General features: G+C 44.0%; 17 protein-coding genes. 10 read left to right on the top strand and 7 right to left on the bottom strand.

The genetic code is table 11. The annotated features are described in order from the left end of the window. Window positions 1–38 precede the first annotated feature (38 nt). From DXK30_RS01745 to DXK30_RS01710, 8 genes are all read left to right on the top strand, one after another. Window positions 39–1,385, top strand: coding sequence for a purine-cytosine permease family protein (locus DXK30_RS01745; protein ID WP_114700198.1), 1,347 nt, complete (start codon window positions 39–41; stop codon window positions 1,383–1,385). Next, window positions 1,382–2,182 (top strand): carbon-nitrogen hydrolase family protein, encoded by an 801-nt coding sequence (locus DXK30_RS01740; protein ID WP_114700197.1) that lies wholly within the window; start codon window positions 1,382–1,384, stop codon window positions 2,180–2,182. The genes DXK30_RS01745 and DXK30_RS01740 overlap by 4 nt, the downstream gene beginning before the upstream one ends. Then, window positions 2,179–2,922, top strand: coding sequence for an MBL fold metallo-hydrolase (locus DXK30_RS01735; RefSeq protein WP_114700196.1), 744 nt, complete (start codon window positions 2,179–2,181; stop codon window positions 2,920–2,922). The genes DXK30_RS01740 and DXK30_RS01735 overlap by 4 nt, the downstream gene beginning before the upstream one ends. 92 nt (window positions 2,923–3,014) lie before the next feature. Next, entirely contained in the window at window positions 3,015–4,736 is a 1,722-nt protein-coding gene (locus DXK30_RS01730) for a 5-guanidino-2-oxopentanoate decarboxylase (RefSeq protein WP_114700195.1), read from the top strand. 105 nt (window positions 4,737–4,841) lie between these two features. Then, on the top strand, window positions 4,842–6,662 hold the full coding sequence (dld, locus tag DXK30_RS01725; protein WP_114700194.1) for a D-lactate dehydrogenase: 1,821 nt from the start codon (window positions 4,842–4,844) through the stop codon (window positions 6,660–6,662). After that, window positions 6,646–8,052: a YjiH family protein gene (locus tag DXK30_RS01720; RefSeq protein ID WP_114700193.1), complete on the top strand. Its 1,407-nt coding sequence runs from the start codon at window positions 6,646–6,648 to the stop codon at window positions 8,050–8,052. The genes dld and DXK30_RS01720 overlap by 17 nt, the downstream gene beginning before the upstream one ends. 146 nt (window positions 8,053–8,198) lie before the next feature. Continuing rightward, complete coding sequence (locus DXK30_RS01715) at window positions 8,199–9,710, top strand: aldehyde dehydrogenase family protein (protein WP_114700192.1); 1,512 nt, start codon at window positions 8,199–8,201, stop codon at window positions 9,708–9,710. A 250-nt stretch (window positions 9,711–9,960) separates the two neighbouring features. Continuing rightward, the gene (locus DXK30_RS01710) at window positions 9,961–10,572 is read left to right on the top strand and encodes a TetR/AcrR family transcriptional regulator (RefSeq protein ID WP_114700191.1); all 612 of its coding nucleotides are present in this window, start codon (window positions 9,961–9,963) and stop codon (window positions 10,570–10,572) included. A gap of 43 nt (window positions 10,573–10,615) precedes the next feature. On the opposite strand, the gene DXK30_RS01705 is transcribed toward DXK30_RS01710, so the two are convergent. From DXK30_RS01705 to DXK30_RS01675, 7 genes are all read right to left on the bottom strand, one after another. Further along, complete coding sequence (locus DXK30_RS01705) at window positions 10,616–11,242, bottom strand: CDP-alcohol phosphatidyltransferase family protein (protein ID WP_114700190.1); 627 nt, start codon at window positions 11,240–11,242, stop codon at window positions 10,616–10,618. An 80-nt stretch (window positions 11,243–11,322) separates the two neighbouring features. Then, window positions 11,323–11,955, bottom strand: coding sequence for an ATP-binding cassette domain-containing protein (locus DXK30_RS01700; protein WP_114700189.1), 633 nt, complete (start codon window positions 11,953–11,955; stop codon window positions 11,323–11,325). Between the two features lie 139 nt (window positions 11,956–12,094). After that, entirely contained in the window at window positions 12,095–13,858 is a 1,764-nt protein-coding gene (locus DXK30_RS01695; RefSeq protein ID WP_114700188.1) for an ABC transporter permease, read from the bottom strand. Beyond that, window positions 13,855–15,153, bottom strand: a complete 1,299-nt coding sequence (locus DXK30_RS01690) for an ABC transporter substrate-binding protein (RefSeq protein WP_114700187.1) — start codon at window positions 15,151–15,153, stop codon at window positions 13,855–13,857. Before DXK30_RS01690 ends, DXK30_RS01695 begins: the two co-directional genes overlap by 4 nt. A 183-nt stretch (window positions 15,154–15,336) precedes the next feature. Continuing rightward, on the bottom strand, window positions 15,337–17,490 hold the full coding sequence (locus DXK30_RS01685) for an FAD-dependent oxidoreductase (RefSeq protein ID WP_114700186.1): 2,154 nt from the start codon (window positions 17,488–17,490) through the stop codon (window positions 15,337–15,339). Between the two features lie 229 nt (window positions 17,491–17,719). Further along, window positions 17,720–18,124, bottom strand: coding sequence for a hypothetical protein (locus DXK30_RS01680; RefSeq protein ID WP_114700185.1), 405 nt, complete (start codon window positions 18,122–18,124; stop codon window positions 17,720–17,722). Window positions 18,125–18,579: 455 nt separating this feature from the next. After that, window positions 18,580–19,113 (bottom strand): DUF2058 domain-containing protein, encoded by a 534-nt coding sequence (locus tag DXK30_RS01675; protein ID WP_114700184.1) that lies wholly within the window; start codon window positions 19,111–19,113, stop codon window positions 18,580–18,582. A gap of 363 nt (window positions 19,114–19,476) precedes the next feature. Here DXK30_RS01675 and DXK30_RS01670 point away from each other — a divergent pair, with 363 nt between their 5' ends. Then, entirely contained in the window at window positions 19,477–20,340 is an 864-nt protein-coding gene (locus DXK30_RS01670; protein ID WP_114700183.1) for a universal stress protein, read from the top strand. 92 nt (window positions 20,341–20,432) lie between these two features. Beyond that, window positions 20,433–21,116: a cupin domain-containing protein gene (locus DXK30_RS01665; protein WP_114700182.1), complete on the top strand. Its 684-nt coding sequence runs from the start codon at window positions 20,433–20,435 to the stop codon at window positions 21,114–21,116. Window positions 21,117–21,816 lie beyond the last annotated feature (700 nt).

Here is a 21,816-nt window from a genome sequence, read left to right as displayed (position 1 = left end):
TTGCTGGTATGAATATAATTCGGTTAAGGAAGACCCCAATGAGTAAATCCTCTTCATTTTTTGGTCAAGACACGCTCTCTCCAAATGAGGTTGGGCATAGTCTAGGTTCGATTGGTACGTTTGCACTATGGTTTGGTGCCAATATCGTGGTGACGACTATTTTAACGGGAATGTTATTAGTACCTGACCTACGGTTTACCACAGCTATCACAACCGTACTCATTGGCTCGTTGATAGGGGCAATCCCGCTGCTTTTAGTTGGTTTGATGGGGCAGCGCACAGGGTTGCCTTCGATGGCGTTGACGCGCCGTGCTTATGGACCAGTTGGTAGTCAGTTGATCTCGTTAGTGAATATGGGTGTGCTGATTGCGTGGAGCTGTATTCAGGCGCTGCTGGCTGGTATGAGTCTCGACTATGCGATTGAAGCGACCACGGGCTATAGCAATCTGCCGCTGTTTGTGATCTTGTGCGAGACCGTCGTGGTGCTGATCGTGCTACGCGGTCACCTCGGGATTGAGCTTGTTGAGCGCTGGGCCGCATTGGCAATGGCCGCGCTTACCGTTATAGTGCTGTATCAGCTAAACCAACATTATGATGTATCGACACTATTTGAGATGCCTGTTGAATCGCGTAATGGCATCACCTTAGGTATCGCCTTTGATATTGTCATCGCTACTGCGTTTTCGTGGATGTCTTCGGCCGCTGATTATAATCGCAATTGCAAATCCCCAAAAGTTGCCATATGGGGTACTTATTTTGGCTACATTGTGGCAGCCATCGTTGCGATGGGTCTAGGTGCTACCATTTCAGGATTGTCTATCATGTATGGCATGGAGCAGACTTATGATCCGACGCGTTTGCTCGCTGACTTTGGTTTTGGTTTGCCAGCTGCTCTAGTTATCTTCTTTTCAGTTATGACAACCAATGTAATGGCAGTCTATAGCGCCACGCTATCCTGCATGAACATCAAACCCAATATGAGCTTTTGGAAACCTGCGCTAATCATTGGTCTGGTCACCATCTTTGGGGCACTGATTCCGGGTATTTTGGATCAATTCCAAAACTTCCTGTTAGTCGTAGGCGCGCTATTCATCCCTGCATTTTCAGTTATGATTGTCGATTATTACCTCGTCAGCAAAGAAGGCTATACGGCAAAACTGCTTGATGCGACACACCAATTGGGCCGTCCTACTGCAAAGATTGCTATCGCAGCATATCTAATTGGTGCAGCGCTCGCCGCATACTGGACTTTGATAGCGCCTCCATCTTTTGGTGCTTCATTACCTGTCTTCATTATTACTGGTGGACTTTACTGGTTAGGTGCAACTCTGTTCACTCGCCCTAATAGCGATGTCACTTCAGCTCAAAAGGAGCCATCATTATGAAATTGATGATTGCTCAAACTAGTCCTTTATTGGCTGAAGCGACGGCCAATCTAGAAGCTTTAGAGTCGCTTTGTCGCCTAGCAGCAGAGGCAAAAGTAGATCTGCTCGCATTGCCAGAGCTTGCATTCACAGGCTACAACATCTTTGAGCGTCTTGATCGCTTAGCGCAAACTATCGATGGTCCAATTGTCACTGAAGCAGCTAGGCTTGCTGATAAATATAACTTGCATCTACTGTTTGGTCTCGCTGAACGACAGCCTAATGGTGAGTTAAGCAACTCTGCCATACTGCTAGATGACAATGGGCAACACCTTGCGACTTATAACAAGCGTCATTTATGGGATCGTGAAAACGAGTTCTTTACAGCAGGTAAAAAATCCTGCGTGGTTGACACTCGATTTGGCAAATTGGGTTTAATGATTTGCTACGATAATGAGTTCCCAGAAGTGGCAAGAGAACTGGCACAAGCGGGGGCGGAGGTCATACTGTCACCAACAGCAAATATGTTGCCAAATGCAGAACGTCAAGTCCTCCAAATTCGCGCTCGTGCCATGGACAATCAATGCTTTGTTGCTTGTATCAACCGCTCAGGCATAGAAGACACTCTTCATTACTGTGGCAATAGCATCGTCGCTGGTCCCGATGGCGAGGTAATCGGAAGGCTTGGTTTGACTGATGGCACGATGATAATAGATATTGATCTTACGTGCATCGACGAGAGTCGCACGCACCAAAATTATCTTAAGGATCTGCGTGCTCTTAAAGATACTCATGTCGTTAATGGAGCTGACTTATGAGTGAGCAGTCATTACCTCGAATCAAGCCAGAAAACTGGTATCGAACCACTACGCTCAGTGACGGAATCACACTTATTGATGAGCCATGGATTAAGCCGTTTTTCCGCTGTAATTTGTGGCACGTACGGGGTAGCAAACGCGATTTATTAGTAGATTTTGGGTTAGGTGCTGTACCATTGCGCCGCCATGTCGCTTTGCTCGCTGATCGCGATATCGTTGGTGTTGCCAGTCACACTCATTTTGACCATATTGGCGCGGCAAATGAATTTGACTGCTGTCATGTCCATTCTGCTGAAGCACACATCTTAGCTGAACCAGATAATGCTCGTACTTTGGCAGATATGTTTGTTAACGATGAGATGTTTGACGCGCTACCGCCTGAACCTTATGCCCATTGCGGCTATAAAATTGCGGCACCAGCGAAAATTATGCAGCTTGAAGATGGTGACGTGATTGATCTGGGCAATCGTCAATTTGAAGTGATTCATACGCCGGGTCATTCTCCAGGTGGTATTGCCTTGTGGGAAGCTGCTAGCGAAACGCTGATTTCTGGTGACCTTATCTATGATGGCCCATTAATTGAAGATACGTGGCACAGCAATATGTCTGACTACGCTAAGAGTATGCGCCGTTTAAATGCACTGCCGGTGCGTGTCGTTCATGGTGGTCATTTCCCTAGCTTTTCAGGTAAACGCTTAAACATCATGATTGATGATTGGTTACGGCACCATGACTTGTAATAAATAGCACTTAATAACGATTAAAAATAAATTATTAGCCAATATAAAAATTTTAACTTAATACTAATTATATTTTTTAGGATGACTGACCCATGACCCAATTGACGCAAACGCCTTCTTCTTTGTCTGACACATCATCATTGACCTGCGGTGAGCTATTGGTGCAGTGGCTAGAATATTATGGTGTAGAGACCGTTTTTGGTATCCCTGGTGTACATACGGTAGAGCTATATCGCGGTCTGCCAAATACCAATATCCGTCATGTGACACCGCGTCACGAGCAGGGTGCTGGGTTTATGGCAGATGGCTACTACCGTGCCTCTGGCAAGGTTGGCGTGTGTTTTATTATTACTGGCCCTGGTATGACCAATATTATGACGGCGATGGCGCAAGCACTGGCTGATTCGATACCGATGTTAGTGATTTCTAGTGTCAATAAAGTCAAAGACACGGGTAGTGGCGAAGGGCATTTGCATGAGTTGCATGATCAGCAAGGCATGATTAGTAAAGTAACATTGACGAGTAAGACTATTTGGCAACCTGAATCGCTACCGAAAGTCATTGCAGAAGCTTTTGCATTATTTCACGGCGCACGTCCTGGGCCAGTACATATTCAGCTGCCTATCGATATTATCACTGCTGATGCTAGTCATGTTGCTAAGCCGCCTAAGTTAGATGCTGTAGCAAATAGCGAAGCTAGTACAAATAGCTTGAGCCTACCACAGGTCACAAGGCCACTGCCGAATCCTACGCAATTAGACCTAATCGTACAGTCATTAAAAACAGCCAAAAATCCTGTAATACTTTATGGGGGCGGCTGTGTTGATGTCGATCAAGATGCACAGCGATTGGCAGAGCTGATAGATGCGCCAACGTTTTTGACAATTAATGCCAAAGGTTTGCTGCCACCTGGTCATCCATTAAGTTTGGGTAGCAACCAGTCATTAGACGCAGGCCGAGCCGTGATTACCGAGGCCGACTGGGTGTTAGCGATTGGTACTGAGCTTGGTGAAACTGACTATGATGTGTTCTTTAATGGTGGTTTCAAAATCAACGGCACGCTGGTACGTATCGACTGTGATGCCCAGCAATTGCAGCGTCCATTTAGAGCAGATATCGCGGTACTGTCCGACGCGCAGATGGCGATTAGTGGTTTATGTAGTCGCTTAGAAGGTCAGACATTCGATCATCAAGCACTGTCACGTGTCAATGAGGCAAAACAAGCCATCTTGAAGGATGTAACGACAGACTTTGCGGGTCAAAATGCATTACTAAAACTGATCAGAGATGAAGTGGAAGACGTCATTTTCGTTGGTGATTCAACGCAGCCTGTCTATAGCGGCAACCTTGGTCTTGAAGCCTTGGCAACGCGTAAATGGTTTAATTCATCGACGGGTTTTGGCACGTTAGGCTATGGTTTGCCTGCTGCTATCGGGGCCATGGTTGGCTCAAACCTACCTGTCGTCAGTCTAATGGGTGATGGCGGTATTCAATTTACGATTGCCGAGCTTATCTGCGCAGCCGAGCTTGAGCTACCATTGATCGTCTTACTATGGAACAACCAAGGCTACGGTGAGATTCGTCGTTACATGGAAGAGGGCGGTTTACCACTGATTGGTGTCAATATCAAAACGCCAAATTTTGAGCCACTAGCAGCAGGATTTGGCGCTGGCTATCGTAGAATAACCGATAAGCAGCAACTGCTAGACGCATTAAAGGCAGACATAAAGGGTAAACAACCAATCATTTATGAGATTGATGAAGCAGACGACTTTCTAAAAGAAATGGCTGAGACAGTGACTTATTTTAGTTAATAGTAATACTGGCTCTAATGCTACGGATAATCACGAGACCGATAGTCACAGTTCTAAAAAACGACAAAAAAATGACAAACGCTGGTTACGCAAGGAAGCACCTTCATGACGCCCAATGCTAGAGAAATGTCAGAAAGTAGGCATGAGCAAATACCGCGTTTGTTGACGGCGCTTGCTATTGTCGTTGGTACGACCAATGTATTGACAAAACCTAGCCAACAGCAGTCTTATATGCAAGGTGCGATTGAGGCTATCACAGACGCTACCGTCGCAGTTGTGATACCGCACTCTCTTGTGGCACTATGGCGCGTCATTAATATCTGTGCCGCTTTTGATGTGATTATCATTGCTCAAGCGGCCAATACAGGTCTGACAGGTGGCTCAACTCCGAATGGAGATTATGATCGACCACTAGTCGTGATCTCTATGCAGTTATTGGGCGGCGTGCATTTACTCAACGATGCAGCAGAGCTGATTGCTTTGCCAGCCGCTACTTTGCAGCAATTAGAGTCTACCCTTGCGCCACTAGGACGTGAGCCGCATTCAGTACTAGGCTCTAGTTGTGTTGGCGCCTCAGTGATAGGCGGCATCTGCAATAGCTCAGGCGGTATGTTGGTGCAGCGTGGACCTGCCTATACTGAGATGGCTTTATTTGCCAGACGCAATGCCTCAGGAGCGTTTGAGTTAATCAATCATCTGGGACTGGATTTGGGCACACAGCCAGAGGAAATGCTAGATAACCTAGAAGCTGGCACGTTCAATGAAAATCTGAATAGTACGAACAGTAAAGTTTGCACCAATCAGCATTATCAGCACAAAGTACGTGATTGTGAGGCAGAGACACCTGCTCGATTTAACAATGATCCTAATGCTCTGTACGAAGCGTCTGGTTCAGCTGGCAAGGTCATTGTATTTGCGGTAAGAGTGGCGACCTTCGCCAAGCCTAAGCGAGAGCAAACGTTTTATATCTCGACCAACGACGCTGATACCTTCACCACACTCAGGCAACAATGGCTAAAAAGCGAGTTGAAATTGCCCGTGTTGGCAGAGTATATGCACAAAGACTATAACGATATCACGATGCACTATGGTCGAGACACTTGTCTGAGTATGCGTAAGCTCCCTGCCAGTAAAATAGGGACGCTATATCGACTGCAAGCGAAAATTGGCTACTATCTGGATACATGGCATCTCCCAAAGACACTGCCAGATCGAATACTGCAACTATCATCTAGGTTTATGCCACCGTCATTACCAGCCACTTTGACTACGCAGGCACTCTCATATAACTACCATTTGATTATTAAAGTCGCAGATGGTTTTGATAGCGACTTTGATAATGGCATTAATAAAGATTCTGATAAAAATGATGACAACAATATCGCCGCGGTGCAGGCATTTTTGCAAAACCATATGCAGCAGTATCAAGGTGCGTTGCATATATGTACAGAGCTTGAATCGCAAGCATTATTGGTATTTCGCAGTGCCGCGACCGCTGCCATGTCTCGTTATCACAATTTAAATCAAGATAAGTTTGGTGAGCTGCTATCGACGGATATTGCCTTACCTAGAAATGCCGTAGATTGGGATGAAGCGTTACCTAATTACTTAAAAAGACAAGTCAGCAAAACCTTTTATTTGGGGCATTTTTTCTGTCATGTCTTGCACCAAGACTATTTGTTAAAACCGACTACCAATGCAAAGCAATTCAAGGAAGATCTGCTGGCATTTTATGACCAACGTCATATTGAGTATCCTGCTGAACATAATGTGGGGCACATGTATCCCGCTAAGGCTGAGCTACATCATTTTTATAAAAAACTGGATCCAACCAATTCACTAAACCCAGGTATTGGTCAGACAGAAAAATGGAAAAACTGGCGATCATCGCCCATTAAGGAGAAGTTAAATGACGAATTCTATTGATAAATCGCAGCAGCCGATTTTAGGAAACAATACTGTCGATCCAGCAACACCGCAAGCAGCACAGTGGCGTGCGGCTATGTGGAAATTTTTGTTGTTTTCAGCATTGGGTATTGCACTTTTTATCATACCATTTCAATGGGATGGTAAGGTCACGATTTTATTGGGCGTATTGACTGATACTTTGCAAGCCGTGTTAGGCGGACTTGTGGTCTATATTGCTATGGCGATAGTGACTATCTCCGCTCTTGGTGCACTAGCAGTCAAAGCGTTAAAACCCAATTTGCATGAAGATTCACTGGTAAAGAAGCTCTTTGATGTTGACTGGTTTTGGCTGACTACACGTTTTTTAGGCATGTTGTTTGTTTGGATGATTTATCTACAGGTCGGCCCTGAGTTTATTATCAATCGTAATACGGGTGGCGTCATTTTCGAGGATTTGATTCCTATTCTGATTCCGTTGTTTTTCTTTGCTATTTTATCGCTACCATTTCTGACTGATTTTGGTTTGATGGAGTTTTTGGGTACATTATCCAGTAAGATATTTATCAAACTATTTAAACTACCAGGTCGTTCGGCTGTCGATGCGATGTCCTCTTGGTTTGGGGCAGCGTCTATTGGCTTGCTGGTCACCATGCAAGAGTATGATAAGAGTTTTTACAGCCAGCGCGAAGCGGCAATTATTGCGACCACCTTTTCGGTAACTTCTATCGCTTTCACATATGTGGTCGCCAAAACCATCGGCGTGGACAATAACTTTGTATACTTTTATTTGACCATTGCTCTGACAGGTTTTATCGCTGCGATTATTATGCCGCGTATACCGCCATTATCACTCAAGCCTGATACTTATCACTCTGGCAAAAGCATGCTAGACGAAGGTATTCCTGCTGAGTACACCACTTATCAGTGGGCAGTCAATCGTGCAGTTACTCGCGCGCACTCTATGCCTAGCTTGGGTCAAGTGTTCAAACGTAGCTTAAACAATCTGTTCGACATCTACTTTGGACTGATTCCTGTTATCTTTGCGATTGGTACCATTGGTCTTGGTTTAGCAGAATACACGCCAGTCTTTAATTGGCTTGCGACACCACTTGTGCCATTACTTGAATGGTTGCAGATTCCAGAGGCGGCAAAGGCTGCACCTGCCATGATTATGGGCTTTGCAGATATGTACTTGCCAGCACTAGTCGGCAAAAGCATTGAAAGTGAGATGACACGTTTCATCGTTGGTGCGGCCTCAATTACTCAGATTATCTATATGTCTGAAGTAGGTGCGTTGATTTTGAAATCAAATATTAAGCTAAATGTGTTAGAGCTATTTTTAATCTTCATACTTCGTACACTTATCAGTTTGGTAGTCATCACATCAGTGGCGCACCTGCTGTATTAGTGACGCGCCTAGTATTCACAAGGCATCTAGCCTGACGATAATATGCAAATGGTCGGTTTTTCTGTAGTCAGTTAAACCGACCATTTAGCCAATGACGTTATGCATATAAAAACAATTTGATCAAAAATATAAGGCGATTGACCATTATGGAAATGCTGAACTCTACAGATTTAACCAGAGAAACTGCCATACAAACGGCTCAAAACGAAGTTATATTAAATGCCGCTTATATCAATGGTGATTGGGTTACGATTGAAGCGCTCGTGACCGATCCTGATCATTCAAATATCCAAGCGTTGTATGATCCAAATTCAGGCGAGGTGATTGCAACGACGCGCTTATGTACCAGTACCCATGTAGAGCAGGCAATTGCAGCGGCTGATGAAGCCTTTGCTAGCTGGTCACAGATTAGTGTAAGTGAGCGTGCCCGCTATCTAAATGCGATTGCGGAGTCTATGGAGCAGCAATTTGACAAGTTGGTTGGATTGTCTGTACTAAATAACGGCAAGCCAATTGAAGAAGCAAAGATAGACGTAGGGGACGCCATTGCTTGCTATCGCTACTATGCCAATCTCATCACAGAGCAGGCAACATGGTCTAAGGTCTCAACGCTTGAATCAGGTATTCGTTTGTTAAAAACATACTCGCCAGTGGGTATTTGTGCGCTGATTACCCCTTGGAATTTCCCAATGGTGACGACTTCTTGGAAGCTGGCACCTGCGCTAGCGGCAGGGTGTACCGTGCTATTAAAACCGTCTGAGGTGACATTATTACCAGAGCTTATGCTAGGTAATATCCTATCGGAGATTGGCGTACCAAAAGGAGTGGTTAATATTTTACCGGGTGCTGCGGAAGTGGGCACTGCTATGACCAGTCATCCGCTGATTGACAAAGTATCGTTTACTGGCAGTAATATAGTCGGTGAAAAGGTGATGGTTCAAGCAGCAAAAGGTATCAAAGACATTAGCCTAGAGCTAGGCGGTAAATCTGCCATCGTGGTCTGCGCAGATGCGGATATTGACTACGCTTGCGATTTAATCATTGGTGGTATATTTACCAATGCAGGTCAGATATGCTCGGCCACGTCGCGTTTGGTTGTACATCAAGATATCGCTAAACAGCTGTTTGACACATTAAAAGTCAAAACGGAAAGTCTGCAAATTGGTGACGGTTTTGCGACAGAAACGCAAATGGGTCCATTGGTGAGCGAGCAGCAATTGAACCAAGTTAAGAAATTCTTTGATATTGCGACAGCTGAAAATCTAAATTGCTTAACTGGCGGTCAGTTGTTAGAAGCATCTGGCTATTTTGTAACGCCAACTGTCTATACGAATGTGCCAACGACCAGTCAATTATGGATGGAGGAAGTGTTTGGGCCTGTATTAGTCTGTGCAACCTTTACTGACGACGCAGAGGCTATCCGTCTAGCTAATGATAGCAAGTTTGCTCTAGCAGCAACCATCGTGAGCCCCGATGAAACTGCCGCACTCGAGATGGCGCTACAAATAAAAGCCGGACATATCTGGATTAACGAGCAACAAATCGTATTGCCAGAAGCAGGCTGGGGCGGATTTAAGCAAAGCGGTATCGGCCGTGAGTTGGGCGGTGATGGTTTGTCCGCTTATCAGAAGAGTAAACATGTATTGTTGACCGATTAATTGGATTTCTAAATAGATTGTCATTAGCCACTATAGAGTGGCTATTTCCTAGCTATCAACATGACTGTTGAATTATTGTGGAATTATTGTTGATAGCTAAGTCGCGCTCTAGCATTACGTTTGTTTACCAGACCGTTTCTTATATTAACTTTACTGTCGCACCCATTCAGGATAAAATTGAGCAATCATTCAAGTTTTATAGCCGTGCCCATTTTTATATGAGGTCACGGCTTTTTAAATGGGGCACATTATGTCACGCACCGCACTTTACAACCGTCATGACGCCTTGGAGCGTGCGCTACAGCTTTTTTGGCAAAAGGGTTTTCATGCCACGTCTCTAAAAGACATCGAGCAAGCGCTCGATATGCGCCCAGGTAGTATCTATGCTGCTTTCGGTAATAAAGAAGGCCTGTTTCAAGAAGCGCTAGAATACTATGCGCGTTTAGGATTGACTGAGCTTGAGCGAGTGTTGAGCCATCATGAAACGCCTTTATTAGGACTGGCCGCTTATATACGTCAGCTTGGCGGGATTCGTGATAAAGCGTTACCGAGCCGAGCCTGTATGCTGGTCAAAAGCTTACTAGAGCTGGGCGCACGTGAGCAGACAGCGTTAACCAAGGTGGAGATGCTACTGGCAGGTATGGAGACGCGATTTATAGAATGCTTTAAGGAAGCGCAGAATGTCGGTGAGATAGATAGTGAGCTTGATCCGGTTAGACTTGGACGCCGTCTACAGGCAGAAGTTATGGGACTGCGTGCCTTTGCACAGCGTGACATAGAGAGTTCGACGGTACACGCCCTTGCTGAAGATATGGCTTTATCTATAGAAGCACTGCGACTCGATGATTCAGTCAATGCTTAGAGGTTCATTGCTGGGTTTTGATACGGTGTATATCTTCAGACGCTTACTTGGTGGATTTGAACTGCTTGAGGGTATGATACCCACCATGTATACGAGTAAAAATAGTAACAGCGCAGGCAGTAGCAAAGATACCAGCAAGTAGCACAAAATGCTGCGGCCAAATACAGAGAGCAATGAAAAGAGCAATGGTCTCGGTGCCCTCGGTGAGACCATTAAGATAATAAAAGCTCTTATATTTAAACTGCGGTTTGTCTAATTGAAACTTTTCCGCAGAAATCGCAAAAGCTAAAAAGCTCGAACCTGTCCCGATAAATGCTGCTAATAACAAGGCACCTGCAATAGCGTTTTGTGCAGGATTGGCCAAAATAAACCCAAGTGGCACAGCGGCATAAAACAAAAAATCGAGGGTGATATCTAAGTAGCCGCCTGCGCTTGAGCTTTGTTTTGCGTAGCGTGCCATTGCGCCATCCAGCCCATCAAAGATACGATTCAATATTATCGCTGCCAGTGCGCCATACCATAGCTCAAACGCAAGTAGTGGTAATGCCAACATACCAACCAAGAATCCAGCTACCGTAAGCTGATCAGCCGTAATACCGAGCTTATGCAATGTCGCTACTATTGGGGTCAGCAGCGGTTTGATGACGGGCGTAATAAACTTGTCTAACATGCGAGCTGCCTTTTGTATTTTGCTTGGTTTGATACTTTGTTTGGGTATTTAGCGTTGATATTTGACTCTGATATCTAAAATTATCGCCCTACATAAATAACCTTACCGTTAGCTGCTTCGGCGTCGCTTTGGTCGTGCGTGACCATGATGGCAGGCAGCTTGTGAGTACGAATCTGATCAAATACTAATTGCCGCGTATCCATTCTCAATTGAGTATCAAGTTTGCTAAACGGCTCATCAAGTAGTATCGCTTTAGGCTCACTCAACAGCGTGCGTAGCAGAGCGACACGCGCTTGTTGACCACCTGATAGGTTATCAGGGTGACGATCTCCCATCCCTTCTAAGCCAACTTGCGCTAAAGACTGCGCTATTTTTTCAACTCGCTGTTTTTTGTTTCCTTTTGGCATGGCAAAAGCAATATTGCCCGCGACGGATAGATGCGAAAACAGCAGTGCGTCTTGATACAGCACACCAATACGGCGCAAATGGGCTGGCAGGTAAGTTACGTTCTCATCGTTTAACCAGACAGTACCCATCGCGGTAAAATCACTCGCCAAAGTGCCTGTTAGCCAGTTCAGTAAGCTGGACTTGCCACTACCAGAAGGGCCCATCACGGTTAGGATGTCGCCACCAGCGATGTGCTCATTGATACTCAATAACTGCTCGTTTTGACGAAATAGCTGTAAGTCTTTTATCTGTAGAGATGATGGCATCAGGAACCCTTTATTTGCGTTTTTTACAACTAATTATTTTAGTATTTCGTATTTCGTATTTCTAGCAGCTAGTTTTTTCATAACGGCTGTTTTCGATAGCTGATGCTTCTCAAAACTGTTCTTATTCGTGGTCAACCTGCTACCGAGCGCCACTTCTAAAAAAGTATTTGGGTAGCATCCAAGCCAATATAAAACCGATGAGCGGTAGCGCCATTTGCATAATGGCATAGACAGCACTGGTGCGCCTACTGGCACCATTCGCCAGTGTCACCGCTTCTGTCGTAATAGTAGCAATACGTCCGCCGCCCGCCAATAAAGTTGGCAAATACTGACCAAAGCTGATTGCTAGACCGAGAGCAATGGCAATCAAAATAGGAGCAAATAGCTGCGGCAGCTTTATCTGAAAAAATACTTTGATGGGTGCAGCGCCAAGGCTGGCAGCTACATGAGCGAAACGTGAGTCTAAGCGTCGATAGCTACTGGCCAATGATAAAAACACGTACGGTAGCACGAATAAAAGATGGGCAAATGCCACATTAAAAAATTCCGATTGATGATTGGCTAACTGCTGTAACCATACTAAGCCGAATAGAAACGCAATACTTGGCACCAAGAGCGGTAAGTAAATAATAAAACTGGTGAAGTGTGACAGTGGTTTAGCACTCAGTTGCTCAGCTTCCAAGCATAGCAAAGTTAGAAAAACAGCAAAGGCAGTACTGACAGCCCCAATGCTAAGCGTATTGACCAATGGTGTGCTCATTTGGGTAAAGGCACTTTGAAAGTGTAGTAGCACGAATTGCTCTGGTAGCATCGCCGGAAACCGCCAAAACCCTGCAAATGCCCATAACACAAGGCCAGAGAGTGACAGTAGCATAAAACCAATCACGCCTACGGTAAGTATAGCGGTGACTTTTTGCCAAATAGCATCTGCATAATGACGTTTGCCATTGACTGACGAAACATTAAAGACTGCTTTGATCGTTTTTTCGCCGCCCAGCCAAAAGGCGACTAAACTTGCTGTCAATGCGAGCTGTAATAATGCGCCTGCTGATGCCTTGATACGTAATGTTAGGTCAACATCGTTGAACCATTGTATGATAGAGACAGCAAGCGTTGGCGGTGTGTTAGGACCCAATATCAACGGCATCTCGACACTCGCACTGGCATAGGCCAATACGGCCAAAATCGGTAAACGTAGAAAAGGATATAACAGGGGCAAGACCGCCTTAAAAAAAGCAGTAATTGGGTAATAACCTAAATTGAGCGCAACGGTATATTGTTGGCGCAGTTTTTTGCCAAGCTCAGGCTGAGCAAGTGCGCCCAGTGCCATTAACAATAAAAACGGCAGCTCCTTTAAGGTTAAACCCAAGATGATACTGATACCGTATGGATCATGTGGAAACATACCATCGGGTGCCATCTCCCAACCAGTTAGCCAAGGAGAGATGAGCCTTGCAAACATACCTGATGGCGCAATCAAAAACCCAACGGCAATGGCTGCAGCTGCATGAGGAATGACCAAGATAGGACTTAATAAATGCTCAATACGCTGCAACCAAACACTGTTAAAAAACGCGGCCAATATCATCAGGGCAATGATAAAAGCGAGTAGGGTGCTGATAAGCCCCGTAGCCAGACTTAATGCAGCCATCTGCGTGATGCCCGGCGTTTGCCACAGGTCTATAAATCCTTGCAGGTTCAAGGTTGTTTTTTCTAGGGCAGGAACCCAGCTTAGGGCGGGCAACAGTACACAGATGAGGCCACAGAGTACGGGTAGTATTAATATGAGAATTAAGAGTTTGGGACTAAAAGACACGATACACGTAAACAGGTCTTTTTTCTCAAGCGTAATAGGTCTAGGGCTATCACCTTTTTTCGTTATTTTATCAAAACCTTGGCTCATGGACTCACCCCATAACGTGCTTGCCAGCCTTGATGGATGGCCTCTACCCAACTTGGATGCGGCTCGCTTACCGTGCGTTTGACACTGTCAAAGGGCAGGGCGCTTAGATGGGGTTGTTTGGTTTTGAATAATGCTTGTTGTGCAGGGCTAAGCGTAGATTGAACCAGTACGCTTTTGTCACCCCATACTGAAGGGGTTTGTTTTTTTGCTTGGGCTTCTGGGCTCATCAAAAAGTTGGCTACCAATTGCGCCGCTTGAGGATGGCTAGCGTTATAAGGAATGGCAATAAAATGAGTATTGCTTAAACTGCCGTCACTCATCGCATAGCTGCGAATGCTCTGGGGTAAGTCATAACGCTGTACGGCCGCAGGAACCTCTGGTGCCGAAAAGGTAAAGGCGAGACTCAGCTCAGTATCATCGACCAAGCGCCGCATCTGCGCACCTGTCTGCACGAACTGCTCACCATTACGCCATAGAGTTGGATGAAAGTCATCCAAAAACGCCCATAGCGGATCTAATACGAGCGCGGTGTTTTCTTCGGTGGCAGGCAAGTTGAGTTGTGCGCTAATATTCTTACCCGTTTGAGCATCTTGTTGTTCATGTAGCATGACTAGAATGTACTTTAAGAAGCTCATACCCAAAAAATCAGGCGGTTTGGGGTAGCTAAAGCGGCCAGGGTTTTGTGCTGTCCAAGCGGTCAACTCATTTAGAGTCGTTGGCGGTTTACTGGTTGATAAGCTGTCGTAATAAAACGTCAGAGAGGCTTGTCCCCAGGGTGCTTCCATACCATCGGTTGGTACACCAAAATCGAAGTTTACGGTTGGATTATTCTCTGGGTCAGTCAGTGAAAAATTCGGCAGTTTGTTTGCCCATTGTTTGAGTAACAATGAGTTCTCACTCATGGTGGCAAAGTTAGCACCATTGATCCAGACCAAATCAACACTGCCTTGATCGTCATTATGAGCGGATTTTTCTGCGAGTACCCGACTGACCGCTTCACTGGTATCGCTCAATTTAACATGCACTAAGTTGATGTTATATTTGTCATCGACTTGATCGCCGACCCACTGTAGATAAGCATTAATCTGTGGATCACCGCCCCACGCATAAAAGTAGACGTCTTGATTGCTACCTTGGGCTTCTATCTGCTGCCAAGGTGACAAGTCTTGGTTAACGCTGGCAGTAGTAGGTGATGCCGTGCTTGCTGATATACCAATACAAATGCTCATCGCCATAGCGTAGGTGCTATAGCGCGTAAGACGTTTGAGCATCGGTAAAGCGGTAATAACGCGCATTTAAGTTTCCGTTATGATTTAAATGTTAGTAAAGCTGGTAAAGATTTCATAGTCTGCCATGTCAAATCAAACAGATACTACGAAATCTAAACCAGCTTTGTTCAGCTTTTTTTAGAGTTTTCCTACCAGTCGCATCATTTAACGATGCCTACCAGCAAACTGCTATTAATTAACTGCTATTAACTAACCGCGACGCCAAGTATGGTATTTTTCTAACCAACTTAATACGGTCTCAGGCGCATGAGCACGTTTCCACTCACCAGCGGCGTATTTGTTACCTTCTGCCCAAGTAGGGTAGCTATGAATGGTGCCCAATATTTTGTTGAGACCTAGACCGTGTTTCATGGCCAGTACAAATTCAGCGATTAGGTCGCCTGCATGTTCAGACACTACCGTAACACCCAGTATTTTGTCTTTACCTTTTGGCGTAATGACTTTGATAAAGCCTTTAGCCGCGCTATCCGTAATGGCGCGATCCAGCTCTTCAAACTCAAAACGAGTAATCTCGTAATCGATGCCTTTATCAATGGCTTCTTGCTCGTTAATACCGACACGAGCGACTTCTGGGTCGATAAACGTAACCCAAGGAATCACGCGATAATCCACTTTAAACTTTTTAAAATTACCAAATAAACCATTCACTGCGGCGTACCAACCCTGATGGGCAGCGACATGAGTAAACTGGTATGGACCGACAATATCACCGGCAGCAAAAATATTAGGATATAACGTCTCTAAATATTCATTGGTCACGATAGTACGATTGGTTTCGATACCTAGCGCTTCTAAACCATAACCTTCAAGGCGTGCGCTACGACCAACGGCACAAAGTAGCTCATCATACTCGATATCGATTTCTGTTTCATTGTGTTTGACGATAATGTATTTTTTGCCATCACGCATCTCGCAGCGTATCGCTTGATGTGAGGTCAAAATATTGATGCCACTTTCAGTAAGCGACTGGTGAGCAAAAGTAGACACTTCAAGGTCTTCTTTGCCCATAATGCGATCACTCATTTCAATTTGCGTCACATTAGAACCCAGTCGAGCAAAGCTTTGCGCAAGTTCGCTACCAATTGGTCCACCGCCCAGTACTACTAGCTTCTTCGGGGCTTCTTCTAGCTCGGCAAACTTAGTCCATAGCGTGTCACTGGTCACGTAACCTGTTTCTTCTATACCTGGTAGAGGCGGTACAAATGGGCGAGCGCCAGTGGCGATAACGATAGTACGTGCTGTTAGGGTTTGCATGCCGCCGTCATTTAGCTGGATTTCTACTGTCCACGGGTCAACTAATTTGGCATAGCCTTTGACCACATCGACGCCCAGATTGGTATAACGCTCAACACTATCGTGCGGTGCGATATCAGCCACTACTTGCTGTACGCGTGCCATCACTTTTTTGAACGAAAACTGCGGTACAGTGTTCTCTAGACCATAGTTTTCCCCATGGCGAATTTGGTCAGCGATTTTTGCGCTCTTAATGATGGCCTTACTAGGTACACAGCCATAATTGAGACAATCACCGCCCATCTCACCTGCTTCAATCAGTGTGACTTTCGCCTTTACTGCTGCGGCAATGTAGCTTGTAACCAATCCACCAGCGCCTGCGCCAATCACAATCATATTGCGATCGAACTTTTTAGGTTTGGTGTGGTTTTTATAAACACGGCGTTTTTTAAACATGTTCAACACTCCTTTTGCTATTAATGGGAAGAAACCTAATAACGCAAACGAGACAATTAAGTTGAAAGATAAAATACCCGATAAGCTGTCTATCTGTGCCAGCTGTGTCCCTGCATTGACAAAGACAAACGTTCCAGCCAGCATACCGATTTGACTGACCCAGTAATAAGTCCATGTTTTAATAGACGTTACACCCATCAATAGGTTAATTAAAAAGAATGGAAATATGGGTACCAGACGTAAGGTAAATAAATAAAATCCACCTTCTTTTTCGACGCCTGCATCAATAGCTGCCAACCGCTCAGGAAAGCGTTGTTTGATAGTGTCACGCAGTAGATATCGCGATGCCAAGAAGGCAATGGTAGCACCAATACTCGATGCAAATGAGGCAACGAGTAAGCCCTGAACCAATCCAAATAGTGCACCCGCGGCTAGCGTCAAAATCGCAGCGCCTGGTAAGGAGAGGGCAGTGACGACGACATATAGTAAGAAAAACCCACCGATAATCAACAGCGGTGACTGCGCTTTGTATTCATTAAATTGCGCCATCGACCCTTTTAAGCCATCAAGCGTCAATAATTGATTTAGGTCAAAATGAAAAAAGCTTGCCGCTAATATCAATATTAATAGTATTAAAAATATTCTTTTAATCATGAAAAATCCGGCCAAATAAGGGAGCGAAGGCTAAAATCGTAGTTATTGCTTAAACTGTAGAATACTCATCCCTGAGCAATCCTGTTTAAGTAATGGTGGCGATCAAATCGAATTGTCTGAATCGCTTAACTACGATAAAAAAATGAATTCGGCAGTCTTGATAGTATATACATTATGTCTTGTTGTCTGACATTTATACGACTGAAGCAATAAGCACTGCTGCCAACAGTTATACTGGAGACGTATTTTTACCCAATGTTAGGGTGTCATAGTCTCTCATTAGGTATAGCGACAAACAGGCTGCCAACATCGGCCATGCGGCAAAAAATAACAAGTTATTAAAAGGCGTTAAATAAAGACCAAAGGATGCAAACGTAGAGGCGGCGTGTAGTAATAAAATGATGCCGTAGGTCCATTTTTTGAATAAACCCATGACAAACGAGAAGATAAGAATTATTTGTAAGCTACCAATAACGTAAACAATAGTAATGCCCAAGTTTTCCAATGCATAGAATTTAGCAAACACATTGGCGGCATGCTCAGGATTTACAAATTTGTCGACTGTCCAAAAGAAAAATACGATGAAAACACCAAGGCGAAGAAATAATAGTGAGAGTGGCAAGTGTTTTGGCATGAATTATCTCTTTTTGAGAAAAAGTAAAAGTGAATTGGAACAAATTAAGCAAATAAAATGGGCACGATGGCACCGAACTATCAGGTAATAAACACAGGTAAAGTATGAATAATATTGAGTGATTACTCAAAAATAAACAAAGTATTACCACCATATGTGCTGAAAATGCATTGTAGTAGTTATTGAATAACTGTTCAAGTTGGTTGTATCTATGTTCTGGCAATTATGGAGCTGGGTTACTTTCTTTAACTAAACCAGCAATGTTAGGTTAAAGAAGCCCGATTTGTGTACGTTTGATTGAGTCTGTCGACACATTTAACGCTTATCCCATGCTGTAAGGATTTGTCTAATCTGTATAGATGCAAAAAGCCCTTTATAGAACGCAAATTCTATAAAGGGCTCTTGATTGAAGGCTTATAACACTATAGTAAAGCTAACAGCAGTAAAACAACTCTCTACCACATCAAATCATCTGGAATCACATAAGCGGCATACGGATCGTCTTCTGCCAATGCTTCTTCGGCAGTATCGTTGGACACAACCATAAAGCCTTCCATTTTTGAATCAATACGATCAGCCAATGGACGAGGTAATAGCGCGTAGCTTTCTTCCAAGCGTGCGATAACCACGTGACCAGCCACTATTTGATCGTAGAGTTTCTGAGTGATAGCGATTTTCTTTACCTTGGACTCATCGACAAACTGATAGCTGATCTCACCTTCTGTCTCAGTAATTTGATGCTGCTTAATCATTTGGACGATATTGGCCTTTAATGCTTTCTCTTCCAATACGCGCTGTTTTTCTTGATTAAGCTTTTGATCCTTTTCTAGCTTTTGAGCTTGCGCCTCTGCCAACGCTTTTTTTGCTTCGACGCTTTCTGAGTCACCAGTACGCTTGGCATGTTGCGTTTGCTTGCTGATTTTTTTGGCCTTTTTGCTATCAACCAAGCCAGCCTTTAATAATTGAGCCTGTAGGGCATTTTTTGCCATAATCCAATCACCTAAATAACGATACCGAAATCATAAATGCTAAAAAATACATTGTAGCAAACTTTGCTAGCGCATGTGGTCAGACGATGATAAGACTTTATATATAGCTAGGTGTCAGTCTGCGGTGAGCCGTGCACGATGCTGTCAGTAACAAATTGCAATTATTGCAAAAGGGTCGCACACATCGCTGGATGAAGCCGTGTAAATTGGTTATTATCAAATGAAGGGGCAAATTTGCTTTATAAGAGGATTTCTGCAAGGTAACTGTTGTGAAGTAAGTAAAATATACCCTACCCAGAGAGCATAGCTTGGTCAGAACTAACAAGCTGTATAGGATTAAATAATTAAATTTAAGGACAGATTATGACAACATCACAGCACATTTTAGCCTGTATTGACGGCTCGGCAGTGACTGAATCGGTTTGTGACTATGCAGCATGGTATGCCAGTAAATTAAATGTACCTGTTGGGTTATTACATGTCAGTGACGTGCCTGCTTCAGTTAGGCGTGACTTGTCAGGCGCGATAGGCATCAATAGTCGTCAGTTTTTATTAGAAGAGTTGTCCCAATTGGATGAGCAAAGAGCAAAAGTCGTCAACAGCTATAGCAATGCGTTGGTACAAGATGCCAAAAGTCATATTCAAAGCAGTTTCGCTGATGTCAGTGTTCGAGTTTATCAACGCCACGGCAAACTGCTTCCTAGTATTGAGCATTTCAAAGAAGAAAATCGTGCGATTGTAATGGGACGACGCGGAGAAGATCATAAGAACAGTCGGATCAATATTGGTAGTCAGATTGAGACGGTCGCTCGTGGGTCAGATATTCCCATATTGATTTGCTCAGAGAAATTTGAAGAGCCAAGCTCCTATATGATTGCCTTTGATGGTAGTAAAACCTCTATCAAAGCGGCACGAATGGTGTCAAAAAGTCCATTATTAAAAGGTCTAAAAGGCCATATCGTGATGGTAGGTAATCAGAATGACGCCGCCAAGCAAAGTATGAGCGCCGCCGCTGCACAGTTAGAAGATACAGGGTTTGTCGTTGAAGCACATCACTTATCTGCTTCTGATGCGGTAGATGGGTTGTTAAAGTTTCAGGTAGAGAACAATGTCGACATTATGGTGGTGGGTGCGTACGGACATTCGAAATGGCAACAACTGTTTCTCGGTAGTACAACGACAGAAATTATTGCTAGCACGTTATCACCAGTCATTCTAGTGCGGTAATAACGTCATATATTTGTGTTTATCGTCTAGGGCGTGTCCTCAGTTTCATATTGTGGGTCCGCCCTAATCATTTAATACCTTTGGAATACTTTATGCTTATCAACGCAGATTTTTCACAACGTGCTTCACTGGCCCCCGAAGCACATCAATGGATTAAGTCACCACAAAATGGTGTGGAGCGTGTCATGCTTGATCGTGTGGGCGCGGAGAAGGCTCGCGCTACCAGTCTTGTGCATTATGCGCCAAACTCTTACTTCCCACATCATTTGCATCCAGGCGGCGAAGAGATATTGGTATTGTCAGGCACTTTTTCTGCAGATGACACTCATTATCCAGCAGGTTGGTATCTACGTAATCCACCGTCTTCAGGTCATCGGCCTTATAGTGATGAAGGTGCTGTTATTTTCGTCAAGTTACGGCAAATGTCGTCTGACGAAACGCAGCACGTGGCTATTGACACTTATAATGATGCTAATTGGCAACAACAAGGTAATCGTACTGTCTGCCCGCTTTTTTCCGATGGGGTAGAGCACGTTAGTCTACAGCGTATCGATGCAGGCGAGTTGCTATTCACTGAAACAGTTCATGGCGGTGCAGAAATATTAGTGGTAGCAGGTGAGCTAATAGAGGGTGAACAGGTATATCAGCAGGATAGTTGGATACGCCTACCAATAGATGCAAGCGTACAAATAAAAGCAGGGGTAGAGGGTGCAACAATATATCTAAAAACTGGACATGTTGTTCAAATCATTGGCTTGAAAAATGATCAGGCTTGATGTGAATGATAATAAAGAAAAAATATGTGCGCACTTATGTATAATTTAAATATATAGATGTTCTGTAGTTATCTTTATCTAAGGATGAGCTATATAAAGTTTAATAAAAAACTGTTTAATTGCTATCAGCAGACAAAGTCTTATTTACAATTTGATAAAGATAATAACGTTGTACTATAAATAATAAAGGATATGATAAAGAGGAATAAATAGTTTTCAAATTGATAGGAGGTCAATTATTATGTTTAGTTCAACCGGACTATTGACGGCTAAAAAAGCCAATTTAGTAGGTTGCCAAGTCTCAATGGCTAAACGGATAGGGCCTGCTCGTCAAACTATAATTCCAAAGAGTTCAGCTACTAACCAGATAGTTGCTAACATTCCTTTCTGTGCTAAAAAATATCTATTTGTTTTCCATGTAAGAACTCTCTTACGTCTATGCTTATCTAAAGTAAAGCGACTTACTATTCTACAAACAACTTTGATTCAGAAACCATGGCTCTTATGCTCTGTCAATAGGGGTAGTCACACTAGCTGTGATTTAACTCCTGTTCTTAATATTTGTCTATACATCAAGACACGTACGAACCACAAACTACATTTTTCTCATTTTCATAAGAGTTCCCTCGAATAAATTTTTGTATCAGAATAGGTTTTAGTTTTTTAGCAGCAAACTATAAAAAACATATTAAGGTGTTTA

Source organism: Psychrobacter proteolyticus (assembly GCF_003350005.1).
In the GTDB taxonomy this organism is placed as follows: domain Bacteria; phylum Pseudomonadota; class Gammaproteobacteria; order Pseudomonadales; family Moraxellaceae; genus Psychrobacter; species Psychrobacter proteolyticus.
Note: the sequence above shows the minus strand (reverse complement) of the source record. Positions and strands in the feature narration are given on the sequence as shown.